Origin of the sequence: Vibrio agarilyticus (genome assembly GCF_012641465.1) — a bacterium.
Taxonomy (GTDB): Bacteria; Pseudomonadota; Gammaproteobacteria; order Enterobacterales; family Vibrionaceae; genus Vibrio; species Vibrio agarilyticus.
Map to the genome: position 1 here is coordinate 210,435 of NZ_JABAIK010000001.1, position 13,113 is coordinate 223,547.

A 13,113-nucleotide genomic window follows, 5' to 3' on the forward strand; every position below is an offset into this window, starting at 1 on the left:
TTATTAATCACAACTCATCGCCATTAAAGCGAATATTGTCCGCGTCACTGTCACTCCAAATAGTGACTTCTTGCCCTGAGTCATTAGTGAAGGTATATCCGCTGAGCGCTTCGGCATCTAAATCGTGCCCTTCTAGTGAGTTGAGAAGATCATCCCCAACTTGCTGCGTTACACCACTAAGAGACCAGCCACCCCCTTCAAGAGCAACGGTTTCAGCGCCCTGTACAACAAAATTGCCGCCTGCACTACCACCATCGTTGGCCAGTACATTATCCAAAGCCACTTTAATTTGCGCATCATTCGTTGCAATATTGACAGCTTCAATACCGTCGTACACCGTGCCTGTCATATCTAGGGTTGCCTCAGTTTCGTCATTGCCAACAACCAAAACGTCAAAGCCATCTCCACCGCTGTACTGAATATTATTCCCTGCAATGAGATCTTCACTGTCAAAAATCAGCGTGTCATCACCCGAGCCAGCAAAAAGCTGATCAATACCTGTGCCACCATCTAAGGTGTCGTTACCCTCTCCGCCAAACACCAAATCATCGCCTGAGCCGGCACTAATATCATCGTTACCATGATCACCTTTTATCGTATCCGCGCCAGCACCGCCTAGTATTGCGTCATCACCAGCGCCCCCCATCAGATAATCATCGCCGTCGCCACCATCCAGTGCGTCATCACCACCTTGGCCGTACAAACGGTCATCACCTTCTCCGCCGAGCACAGAATCTTGCCCGTCGCCGGCGTAAACCGTATCACGTGCACCACCTGCGTTAATAACATCGTCACCAGAGCCCGAACGAATGAAGTCACTCTCTTCTCCAGTGTCTATCACATCATCGCCCGATCCAGATAAAACGGTATCTCGACCAGCCCCAGAAACGATTAGGTTATCACCGTCGCCAGCTTCAATGATGTCGTCACCAGCACCAGAATCAATCCGATCATCACCCGCCCCGGCACTCAAATTATCACGGCCGCCGCCCGTCACTATGGTATTATCACCAAGGCCTGCATCAATGATATTGTCACCATCTGTGGCAAGAATGCTGTCATTGCCATCACCGGTAACCACGGTATCGTTTCCGGCTCCAGCATCAATAGTGTTATCCCCTAATACATCCGATATTGAGTCATTACCCAGGCCGCCAAGTAATGAGTCATTACCCTCGCCACCTTCAAGAATGTCATCACCCTCACCACCAGAAAGGTAATCATCGCCTGCTGCGCCCAATAAGCGGTCATTGCCAGTACCCCCACTCACAGTATCGTTACCGACCCCACCATAGACTGTGTCATCACCCGCGCCAGCGTCAATTGTGTTGTCGCCAAATTCACCATGAATTTCATCATTACCTGCCCCCCCAACAAGGGAGTCATCACCTAATCCGCCAAAGAGTTTATCCGCACCATCACCACCATCAAGAGTGTCTGCGCCCTCACCACCAAGCAAAATATCTGCGCCTAACCCACCTTCAAGGGTGTCTCGACCACTGCCACCTTCGAGATGGTCTTGCCCAGCGCCACCACTGAGGGCGTCATCGCCTTCTCCACCGTGCATCTCATCATCACCCGATCCGGCCACAGCGATATCCGCATTTGAGCCACCAAATAACGTATTATCCCCTTCACCCAAATCAATTTGGTTACGACCCGACTCTCCATAGACCACATCATTACCCGCGCCGGCGTCAACAGTGTCATCACCACTGCCCGAAAATAACACATCAGCACCGGCCCCTCCGAAAATCGAGTCCGCATCTTCACCGCCATAAAGCGTATCAGCGCTCTCGCTACCGAGTAAGGTATCACGACCCTCACCGCCATAAATATTGTGACTGCCACTAGCGGCCGCAATGAGCGTGTCATCACCGCCTTCCCCAAGTAAAATATCGCCACCATCGTCGGTCAGGTGATCACTCCCATCCCCCCCAGCTAAGAAATCCGCACCTTCGCCGCCAACTAAGGTATCATCGCCTGCTCCACCATACAGCACATCAGCGCCCGCACCGCCGGCAATAGTGTCGTTCCCTTCACCAGCATCAACCAAGTCATCACCCGAACCGGCAATTATCGCATCATCACCTAATCCTGAGTAAATCACATCGTTGCCTTCACCAGCATCAATTGTGTCGGTATCCACACCGCCATAAACAGCATCATCACCAGCTCCAGCATCGAGCGTATTGGTGCCCATCTCAGCATACAATTCATCATTGCCGTCACCGCCGATGAGAGTGTCATCGCCAGCACCTGCAAAGAGTTTGTCGTGCCCTTCTCCGCCACTAATGGCATCATTACCTTCACCGCCAAATAAAATATCAGCCCCGGCCCCACCACTTAAAGTATCGGCACCTAGTCCGCCTTCAATATGATCATCACCTTCACCACCGGCCACGCTATCATCACCTGCGCCAGCGTAAATTTGATCTGAACCTTCACCGCCTTCTATCGTATCTTGATCAACACCACCATAAACAACATCATCGCCCAGACCCGCCTTTATCGTGTTGCTGCCAGATTCACCATGAATTTCATCGTCACCAGCACCACCGTCTAAACTATCGTCACCGGTGCCACCAAACATCTTATCGTTTCCATCACCACCACTTAACGTGTCGTTACCTTCTCCGCCAAGCAATAGATCTGCCCCAGCGCCGCCCTCGAGGTGATCATCACCGATGCCACCTTCAATATAATCATCACCGGCACCCGCAGCTAAACTATCGTCACCCACCCCGCCATACATCACATCTGAACCTGCGCCGGCTACGGCATTATCATTACCATCACCACCGTAGAGCGTATTATTCCCCTCGCCCAAATCAATCGTATTCGAGCCAGCTTCACCAAAGACAACATCATCACCAAGCCCTGCAGAAATAGTGTCGTCACCACTGCCAGCAAACAGAGTATCGGCTCCATCACCGCCTACAATAGTATCGGCACCTTCACCACCATAGAGCGTGTCAGCACTTTCACTTCCCAGCAAAGTGTCATTCCCCTCACCACCATAGATTTGATGACTTCCGTCCGCAGCGGCAACCAAAGTGTCGTCACCTTCTTCGCCGAGCAGAATATCGCCGCCACTATCTGTTAGGTGATCGTTGCCAGCGCCGCCAGCCAGAAAATCACTACCGAGCCCACCAATCAAACGGTCATTGCCCGCGCCGCCAAATAAGGCGTCATCGCCCGCACCACCGCTGATAACATCATCGCCAGCGCCCCCATCAATGAGATCATTGCCATCGCCACCGTCAACGGCATCATCGCCATCACCAGCGTACACTGTGTCATCACCACGACCGGACAGAATCGTGTCAGCGCCCGTTCCTCCATAAACCAAATCATCACCATCGCCAGCATCAATCTGATTTGTCCCCGAATCAGCATAAATCGTGTCATTACCAGAGCCGCCATCAACACTATCGTCACCTTCACCGGCGATCAGTATGTCATCGTCAGCACCACCCAGTAACTGGTCATCGCCTGCGCCCCCTTCCAGTAAATCTGCGCCAATGCCTCCTTCTACACGGTCATTACCTGAACCGGCTCTAAGCTCGTCATTTCCTTGGCCTCCGAGCAAAACATCATTACCTTCCGCACCAAATGCAATATCATCGCCATCCCCTGCGTCGATAGTATTATTCCCAGACTCCGCATAAATTTGATCATCACCTGCACCACCGGAAAGTGTGTCATCACCTTCTCCACCAAGTAAAATGTCAGCACCATCACCACCATCAATACTATCGCTCCCAGCGCCGCCGAGCAGAACATCGGCACCGGCGCCTCCTGAAAGACGATCTCGTCCTTCACCACCGTCGATAAAGTCATCGCCAGCTTCTCCGACCAAAATGTCCTCATCGAGTCCGCCGCTTAAGGTGTCAGCCTCTCCCGAGCCAATCAGCGTATCATTCCCATCACCGCCATATAATTTAGAAGAGTCACTGCCAGCTTTAATTTGATCATCACCCGCTTCACCATATAACTCATTGTGGCCACTCTCACCGCGTATTACATCATCGCCATCACCCGCGTAGACTGTATCGTCACCGGCACCAGCATCAATATTGTCGTCACCACTACCACCGAATACGGTATCGTTACCCGCGCCTGCCTCGATGAAATCATCACCACTTTCACCAGAAATCGTATCGTCGCCGTCTTCACCTGAAAGGGTGTCATCACCGCTACCCGCAACGAGTTCATCGTTACCTGCGCCACCTTCTAAGATGTCATTACCGCCTTCACCAAATAGGGTGTCATCTCCCCCTCCGCCGATAACAATGTCATCACCATCACCGGCAGTAACATGCTCATTTTCATTATTACCAACGATAAAATCGTCACTCTCGGTTCCAGTTTGGTACTGCGTGGTATTGTCATTGTTATTAGCCATGAGCGTATCCTTTTTGCCATCAACGTTATTGGAAGCTATATCTCAATATGAGATTAGGTGCTTATGGGCTTTGCGCAAACTGGACTTTCACTCTCGTCAAGGCCATGAACTGTTTCATTTTTAATAAATCAATATAAAACCGACGATTACGAGCGAGTTAGTACAAAAAAAATCGTTAAAAATTTCGAAGAGAAACAAAACTGAAGAGCAATGATGCGAATGTGCGTCGAAAATAAAAAAAGAGGCCAATCGGCCTCTTTACAAACTGAACTTACCTATCAAGCTTTAATAGGCTTTTACCATCTTGGCTTTTGATAGCATTGACAAACCAAAACAGACCAGTACAAAAACCACGCTTGCTGCGGCAAATGAAATCGCGATTGACTCCGTCATTCCGAGGACAATAAAGCCGACGCTCGCGACAAGTGCGACAGCCAGCGCGTAAGGTAGCTGAGTGGCAACGTGATCAATGTGATTACAGCGTGCACCCGTTGAAGACAAAATTGTGGTATCTGAAATCGGAGAGCAGTGATCGCCAAAGACAGATCCCGCTAATACCGCGCTAAGCATAGGTAACATTAACGCCATATCAGATGCCGCCGCCATGTCACCGGCAATTGGTAACATAATACCAAACGTGCCCCATGAAGTGCCGGTCGAAAAAGCCATCATGCCAGAGAGCAAGAACAGAATGACAGGTAACCATTGATAACCAATATTGCCTTGAGCAAGTGATGACAAATAAGTGCCCGTATTCATATCACTGATCACTGAGCCAATGGTCCATGCGAAGATCAAAATAAGAATCGCGCCAAACATGGATTTTGCGCCAACCCACAAAGTAGCAAATGTCTCCGCTAAGCTGATGCCCTGCTTAAGCACAGTCACCAAAGCAACCGCCAAACCGAACAGTGCGCCACATACCAATGACGTACCTACATCCGTATTTTCAAAAGCACCAAGAACGCTAAAATCGGCGCCGTTGCCAGCGAGCGCTTGCGCTCCGGTATAAATCATTGCAGCAACGGTAGCAACGATGAGAACCAAAATAGGCAAAATCAAATCCGATACTTTGCCATTTTCGCTTTCTTTAATATCTAACTCTTCGTCGAGCTCATGCGCTTGTTTCTCAGTCGATGCGTCTTGGGCATCAAAACCATGTCCTTGCGATGCAGCAATTTCATGCTCACGCATTTTACCCACATTCAGACCAAACCAAGCGACAGCAAACACCATTAATAGTGCAAATAGCGCGTAGAAGTTCATTGGGATCAAACGCACAAACGCTTCAAGTGGCGAATACTCTGTCACGCCGTGCGAAAGCAAAATACCACCCACAATCGTGATAATATAGGCACCCCAGCTTGACGCTGGCATAATCACACACATTGGTGCTGCGGTAGAATCCAGAATATACGCCAGTTTTGCGCGAGAAACGTAAAAACGGTCAGTGACTGGGCGTGAAATTGCCCCTACGGCTAGGCTATTAAAATAGTCGTCAACAAAAATGAATACGCCTAAAAATGCCGCAAGTAATTTAGAGCCACGCTTACTTTTCACACGCGCTTGCGCCCACTCAGCAAATGCTCGCGTGCCACCAGACAACGTCAGCATGGCCGTCATCATTCCCAGAAGTACTAGGAAAGCCATAATAGAAAGGCTCCAAGTGTTCAGAGCACCATCAGACCAAAATACCGCAGTAAACTGATCAAAAACATAAGAGGCCGTGTTACCTAAAGACCAGTCGGTCAACAGGAGCGCACCTAAGATGATGCCCACACCAAGTGATAACAGAACGCGACGACTGACAATCGCAAGCGTGAGTGCGACGACGGGGGGGAGTACCGATAATGGATCGGCCGAAAAATTAAGTAATTCCATGATCTTCAAAAACCAAAGTTGGCTAGAGATCTACTGCAGAAATAACGAATATCCGTCATTTAGTGAAAATAGCGACGAGGAAGCGAACACTTCACTCAACACCCTACAGTAGCGCTCCATAGTTTACATAAGGACTATGGCAGTGTTGTTCCTATTTGAAACAACCCCAGCAAGTTGTTTTGATCTTCAACTCACTTCGGCGATTGCACCTTTTACTATTGTTCATTGGCATCACCCCAACAATAGCGACTCTTTACAATCGCACCTCTACGGCAGCAAACATTGAATGTGTTCTGTTAGCAAAAAGCTGACAGGAGATTATTTCAATGTTACTGCATCAGGTGATGATTATTGTACTCAATCTTAGCGTTGATGCAACACATCACTCTAAAGAAACTGCAATTGTACCGAAAACATCCAATACGCCTTTGGTCATTGCGACTGAATCCTAGCAAGCGCGCTTTATTGACAATTTTATGCTCAACGCCGTACCTTGAGGTTACTCAGTAATCCTACCTGAGTTCTAATTACGACATATTGATATGATTTAGGTCTATAGATATATAAATCGTTAATCAAGTAAGATAAAGATTACACGCAGCTCAAGGGGTGAAACATATTGAAATAAAACACATACAACGCCTAACTTGACCAGCAAACTTATCGACCTCCCCGTATTATCACAACATACACTCGGCACGGCTCCGCTCGTTCATAAACCATGGTCAAAACAAAACGAGAGGCGATTCTTTAAGTTGCTGGTAACTATTCATATCAGTAATAACTGAAAATAATTTGAACAATCGCCGTAATAGGCAACCGGTTTCTCAAATTGAGAAAATAAGATGATATTTATCCAGATTTTTAGACAAGCGCTTTGAATTTTGCGAAAAACTCGACTTTATTTACGATATTAATACTTTTTTAGTTTGCCTCTTTCTAATATAGCGTTAATATTTAAGGGCAGGTTAAACACTATTCTCGTGACCTCAACTGATTTGGGGTTATCGTTTGCGATATTACATTAGCAGGAACAAACATGTCTGAATTGACGAAAACTCTATTAAATATTCGTAGTCTACGTGCTTATGCTCGTGATTTGACTCTAGAGCAACTAGAAGAAGCATTAGACAAACTAAATACCGTTGTGTCTGAGCGCCGTGAATCAGAAGAAGCTGAACGCGCAGCTCTAGCAGAGCAAGAAGAAAAATTGGCGGCAATTGCTGAGCAAATTAGCCAACAAGGCATTGATGTTGACGCGCTGATTTCTGCTCTTTCAGGCGAAACAAAAACCAAAAAATCAAAACGTGCACCACGCCCAGCAAAATACAAATATGTAGACGCTTCTGGTGCAGAAAAGACTTGGACCGGTCAAGGCCGCACTCCATCAGCGATTCAAGAGCAACTTGACGCTGGTAAGCCGCTTGAAGATTTCGAAATCTAATCAAAACGCGTCAATATTCGGTGAGAGCAGTTAACAACATTTCATATATAACGTTGTTATATTTTTATCACCCTTTAATAAAAAAGGCTCTTAAGGAGCCTTTTTTATTTATCTTTACCCTGATATACCCAAACAACTTGAAGTCGCAGTTAGACGAAAAACGAACAACGCCTCTGAGAAAGCCCGCTTAACGTTCCCAGTACGCTTCTTCTAAGCTATCCTCACGCTCAGGCAAACCACTTGAAAGCCTCGGCGAATGCTGCACGAGCACCTCATAACTTGCACGGTTGGCGTATTTACACACTTGAGATAATGACGAGTAAGTTAAAAAGTCAAAGCTATGCTTGCTTGAGTTTGGTACGTTTTCTTTATGGTATTTATTTGCTGCCATATCATGAAGCAGCGCAGATAGCGCAGCATCACCCGCCCCATTCGTATTCTTGATTTTTTCCGGCCCACCCATATAAGGCGCGATATGAGAATAAACTTTTATCGGATTCTCACATGAGAGACGAGATGTCGGTCGGCTAAATTCATAACGGTTAAATTCCGCGATACTTCCAGGCAATAATGGTAACGTTGTTTCACGTTTCGCTTCATCTTCTGTATAGCCGGCCATAAATAATCCAACGGGACCTGCCGTACACAATACCAAATCCGCCCATTCCAATGTTTTGTCGGATGCGGCAAGTGCATCCGATTCACCGGTTAATGCTTGTGCTTCATCTTCATTCATCGCCACCACCGTGACATGTTCGCGAATAAAATCTTGCCAAAACTTAGGATCATCTTGAATAACGAACTTAGTCCCTAGCGTTAATACAACCGGCACATCGTTAGCTTTGGCATACTCAATCGCTTTCATTGTTGCTTCTGGCATAGGATCGCCTTCTTTACAACGAACTAAATAAGCGGTAAGAACTAAAGCTGACGCATTTTTGAATATTTTTTCAGGTATACTTTCAGCGCGAAGTTGGTTCATTTGCCCTTCGCTAATGGCAAAAGTGCGTTCACCATCTTCTGTGATCAGCGTAAAACAGCGTCCAATTGCGCCATCAACACCTTGTAAGTAATTAAGATCCATACGGCTTGAGGTGTAACATAAATAACGATAGCCATAGCTACCAATCTTTATATCTTGGCTCATGACCCCAAGTAATGTCGAACGGTCATCGGCTAAAACAGAGTAATTATGCAGAGTATTACCAATTGTGCCACCGGCATACTCATTGGTGATGAGGTTTTCTTGCTTTAAATATTGGTAAAGTGATTCCGCCGTCGCATCATCAACAACCAAAGAGTGTCCCTTACTCAATCGATAACGATCAATTATCTCAGACGCTACTTTCGCTTCAATGTCCACCAAAGTTTGGTCGATACCTATGATATGCGTTCGCGCCATCTTCTTACTCTGCTGCGCTTGTGTCACCAAAGGGTCACGAGCGTGAACGGGAAAATAGTGCTTGGATTTGCGCTGTCCGGGAAATTTCATAACAATAATCTGACTGAGGGTTGGAAACGGTACGCGATTCTAGCCTGTGGCATAAAAGGCAGCAATAAAGCTCAGTATAGCAAACGTTTGCTAGTGTAATTTTCTTCTGAGCCCATATAAACTCAGGGCGTTAGCGGTATAGAAGCATGCTAAATCAATGCCCTTCCCAACGAAAGTTTTCATCTATACCCAAGTAACCTCAAGATGCATGGTTCAGCGAGAATGACTTGGTTTGTCAGTGAGGCGAGGATTTGAAGATTGAGTGGTTCTCAATCGAAAAGCGTCAACAAAGCTGATGAGCCAAGACAGCTCGCCCTTTGGGAGCCAATCACTGAACCGATAGCGGTGTTAAACAACTTGAAAATAGACTCGCTATTTCGCTTCGTTGTTTGCCTTGCTCTCAACTCAGTGAGCCGGCTCTGAATCCAGCATCTTGAGGTCACTTGGGTATAATGCATACTGGCATCCAAAACAAAACGTGCGGCAGATCTCAGATCTGTTGTGGCGCTGCGGTTTCTGCTAGAATCTCCGTCCAGTTAAATTAAGTGGTATTGATTCATGTCTTTAAACAGTTCTGATAACAGCCAAAAGAAAGTAATCGTCGGCATGTCTGGCGGTGTTGACTCGTCCGTTTCCGCCTACCTTCTTCAGCAACAAGGCTATCAAGTCGAAGGCTTGTTCATGAAGAACTGGGAAGAAGATGATAACGAAGAGTACTGCACTGCAGCAGAAGACCTAGCCGATGCAAAAGCGGTGTGTGATAAACTTGGTATTCCGCTGCACACCATCAATTTTGCCTCAGAATATTGGGATAACGTTTTTGAGTATTTTCTTGCCGAATACAAAGCTGGCCGCACACCCAACCCAGATATTTTGTGTAATAAAGAGATCAAGTTTAAAGCATTTTTAGAGTTTGCTGACGAAGTTCTTGATGCTGATTACATTGCGATGGGCCATTATGTGCGCCGCACCTTCCCCGATGGACAGCAAGAACCACAGATGCTGCGCGGCCTCGATAGCAATAAAGATCAGAGCTATTTTCTCTATACCTTGAGTCATGAACAGATTGCTCGCAGTCTATTCCCGGTAGGAGAGCTTGATAAGCCCGAAGTCCGTCGCATTGCGGAAGAGCAAGGACTAATCACAGCAAAGAAAAAAGACTCTACCGGCATCTGTTTCATTGGTGAGCGTAAATTTACCGAATTCTTAGGTCGTTATTTACCAGCGCAGCCAGGCAATATTGAAACGCCCGACGGTGAAGTGATTGGTCAGCACCAAGGGCTGATGTATCACACCCTTGGTCAACGCAAAGGACTTCATATTGGCGGAATGCGTGGCGATGAAGGTAATGGCCAACCCTGGTTTGTTGGTGAAAAAGATCTTGCACGTAATGTATTGATTGCCGTTCAGGGGAAAGATCACCCGATGCTGAAGTCGGTCGGTCTAATTGCATCACAGCTTCACTGGGTTGATCGCCAACCAATTTCACAAGAAGTGACTTGCACGGTAAAAACCCGTTACCGCCAAGAAGATATTCCTTGTACAATCATTCCGATAGATGATGAAACCATTGAAGTTCGTTTTGATGAACCGCAAATCGCGGTAACACCGGGTCAATCGGCGGTCTTCTATCAAGGTGATGTTTGTCTTGGTGGCGGTATTATCGAACAACGTCTGAAATTCGAAGAAGCTTAAGGGAGCCGATACGTGGCCAATTCACTTTATGACCGCACTATTGCATTTGCTGGGATCTGCCAAGCCGTATCATTGGTGCAACAAGTGGCCCGCCATGGCCATTGTGATGACGCTGCTTTCAAAGCGTCTATTCAGGCTATTTTAAAAACCAATCCCAGTAATACATTGGATGTCTTTGGTGATGAAGCGGCGTTAAAGGTTGGTCTTGAATGTCTTGTAAAAGGCATCGATAGTAGTCAATCTGGCAATGAGATCACACGCTACATTATCAGCCTGATGGCACTAGAGCGTAAGCTCAGTGCCCGTCCTGACGCGATGGCACAATTGGGCGATCGCATTCAAACCGTGCAGCGACAAGTGGAGCACTTTGAACTTTTTGACGATCAGATGCTGAGCAATATTGCTGCCATCTATCTCGATGTCGTTAGCCCAATTGGACCACGTATTCAAGTGCCAGGAGTCTCTTCGGTATTGCAACAAACCGCCAACCAACACAAAGTACGAGCGCTGCTTCTCTCTGGGATTCGCGCTGCCGTTCTTTGGCGCCAAGTCGGTGGCAAACGTCGCCATTTGGTCTTTGGCCGCAAAAAAATGGTCGAACAAGCTCAAATTCTACTGGCGCGTGCATAAGCGCCAGTTTTTCACCAAATAGATATGTTTTATCACAACGCAAACGTTTGCGTAAATTGGTGACAAACCTCGCCTTTATTGGTATAAAGCTCGCGAATTTTCGAAACTCAACTTCAGGAGAACATCATGGAACTGTCAGCATTGACGGCTGTGTCGCCCGTCGACGGTCGTTACGGAAGCAAGACGATTGCATTGCGCGAAATTTTTAGTGAATACGGCCTATTAAAATACCGCACTATCGTTGAGATTCGCTGGCTCCAAAAATTAGCCGCGACCGCTGAAATTGCTGAAGTCCCAGCATTTAGTGCAGAAGCGTCCCAGTTCCTTGATGCCATTGCCGCAAACTTTTCTGAAAGTGATGCCATGCGCATCAAAGAAATCGAACGCACCACGAACCATGACGTTAAAGCGGTAGAATACTTCCTTAAAGAGAAAGTAGCTGATTTTCCAGAATTGCATGCGGTGAACGAGTTTATCCATTTTGCTTGTACTTCTGAAGACATTAACAACACATCTCACGCATTGATGCTTCAAGACGCGCGCGCCAATGTAATCCTGCCAGAAATTCGCAATCTCATTGATGCAATCAAGGCACTGGCGGTCGAATATCGTGATATTCCACTGCTTTCTCGCACCCACGGCCAACCGGCATCACCATCCACTATGGGTAAAGAGATGGCGAATGTGGCGTATCGCATGGAACGCCAATACAAGCAAATTGAACAAGTTGAAATTCTGGCCAAAATCAATGGCGCGGTTGGCAACTACAACGCTCACCTGTCAGCTTACCCAGAATTGGATTGGCACCAATTTAGCGAAGAGTTCATTACTCAATCATTAGGCGTTACTTGGAACCCGTACACAACACAAATCGAGCCACACGATTATATCGCAGAGCTGTTTGATGCTGTGGCGCGTTTCAACACCATTTTGATTGATTTTGACCGTGATGTATGGGGCTATATTGCATTAGGTCACTTTAAACAAAAAACCATTGCTGGTGAAATCGGTTCGTCAACCATGCCGCACAAAGTCAACCCAATTGACTTTGAAAACTCAGAAGGCAACCTTGGTCTTGCAAACGCTGTGTTTGGCCACTTAGCGCAAAAATTACCGATTTCCCGTTGGCAGCGTGACCTAACCGACTCGACTGTGCTTCGCAACTTAGGTGTGGGTGTGGGTTATGCCATTATCGCATACACTTCAACCCTTAAGGGCATTAGTAAGCTCGAAGTCAATCGTGATGCTCTGCTAAAAGAGCTCGACCAAAACTGGGAAGTCTTGGCAGAGCCAGTACAAACTGTCATGCGTCGTTATGGCATCGAAAAGCCATATGAGAAGCTAAAAGAACTCACTCGTGGCAAGCGTGTTGATGGTGAAGCAATGCGTCAGTTTATCGACGGGTTAGAGCTTCCTGAACATGAAAAAGCGCGTCTAAAAGAGATGACGCCCGCCAATTACATTGGCCAAGCCATCGAATTGACCGATAAGCTGTAATCGCGTTAACGCAATAAACCACAAAGCGCACTTTTCAGTGCGCTTTGTTTTATTACAATAGACCTT

At 46.9% G+C, this 13,113-nt stretch carries 8 protein-coding genes and 1 riboswitch; of the genes, 5 read left to right on the forward strand and 3 right to left on the reverse strand.

Annotated elements, in window-relative coordinates; genetic code table 11:
- Positions 1 to 7: 7 nt before the first annotated feature.
- The gene (locus HGP28_RS00910; protein WP_168834548.1) at positions 8 to 4,408 is read right to left on the reverse strand and encodes a beta strand repeat-containing protein; all 4,401 of its coding nucleotides are present in this window, start codon (positions 4,406 to 4,408) and stop codon (positions 8 to 10) included.
- A gap of 285 nt (positions 4,409 to 4,693) precedes the next feature.
- Positions 4,694 to 6,289 (reverse strand): Na+/H+ antiporter NhaC family protein, encoded by a 1,596-nt coding sequence (locus HGP28_RS00915; RefSeq protein WP_168834549.1) that lies wholly within the window; start codon positions 6,287 to 6,289, stop codon positions 4,694 to 4,696.
- Positions 6,290 to 6,390: 101 nt separating this feature from the next.
- Positions 6,391 to 6,567: riboswitch (Lysine riboswitch) on the reverse strand.
- Positions 6,568 to 6,615: 48 nt separating this feature from the next.
- Here HGP28_RS00915 and HGP28_RS19320 point away from each other — a divergent pair.
- Together HGP28_RS19320 and HGP28_RS00920 are read left to right on the forward strand one after the other, a co-directional pair.
- On the forward strand, positions 6,616 to 6,741 hold the full coding sequence (locus HGP28_RS19320; protein ID WP_281355481.1) for a hypothetical protein: 126 nt from the start codon (positions 6,616 to 6,618) through the stop codon (positions 6,739 to 6,741).
- A gap of 587 nt (positions 6,742 to 7,328) precedes the next feature.
- The gene (locus HGP28_RS00920) at positions 7,329 to 7,733 is read left to right on the forward strand and encodes an H-NS family histone-like protein (protein ID WP_168834550.1); all 405 of its coding nucleotides are present in this window, start codon (positions 7,329 to 7,331) and stop codon (positions 7,731 to 7,733) included.
- 187 nt (positions 7,734 to 7,920) lie between these two features.
- Here HGP28_RS00920 and HGP28_RS00925 read toward each other — a convergent pair whose 3' ends face one another.
- Complete coding sequence (locus HGP28_RS00925) at positions 7,921 to 9,225, reverse strand: inosine/guanosine kinase (RefSeq protein ID WP_168834551.1); 1,305 nt, start codon at positions 9,223 to 9,225, stop codon at positions 7,921 to 7,923.
- A 558-nt stretch (positions 9,226 to 9,783) separates the two neighbouring features.
- Here HGP28_RS00925 and mnmA point away from each other — a divergent pair.
- The 3 genes from mnmA (at position 9,784) to purB (ending at position 13,047) form a co-directional block, all read left to right on the forward strand.
- A complete protein-coding gene (mnmA, locus tag HGP28_RS00930; RefSeq protein ID WP_168834552.1) occupies positions 9,784 to 10,920 on the forward strand; it encodes a tRNA 2-thiouridine(34) synthase MnmA in 1,137 nt (378 codons plus the stop codon).
- Positions 10,921 to 10,932: 12 nt separating this feature from the next.
- Entirely contained in the window at positions 10,933 to 11,550 is a 618-nt protein-coding gene (gene hflD, locus HGP28_RS00935; RefSeq protein WP_168834553.1) for a high frequency lysogenization protein HflD, read from the forward strand.
- A 126-nt stretch (positions 11,551 to 11,676) separates the two neighbouring features.
- Positions 11,677 to 13,047: an adenylosuccinate lyase gene (purB, locus tag HGP28_RS00940; RefSeq protein WP_168834554.1), complete on the forward strand. Its 1,371-nt coding sequence runs from the start codon at positions 11,677 to 11,679 to the stop codon at positions 13,045 to 13,047.
- The last annotated feature ends 66 nt before the right edge of the window (positions 13,048 to 13,113 follow it).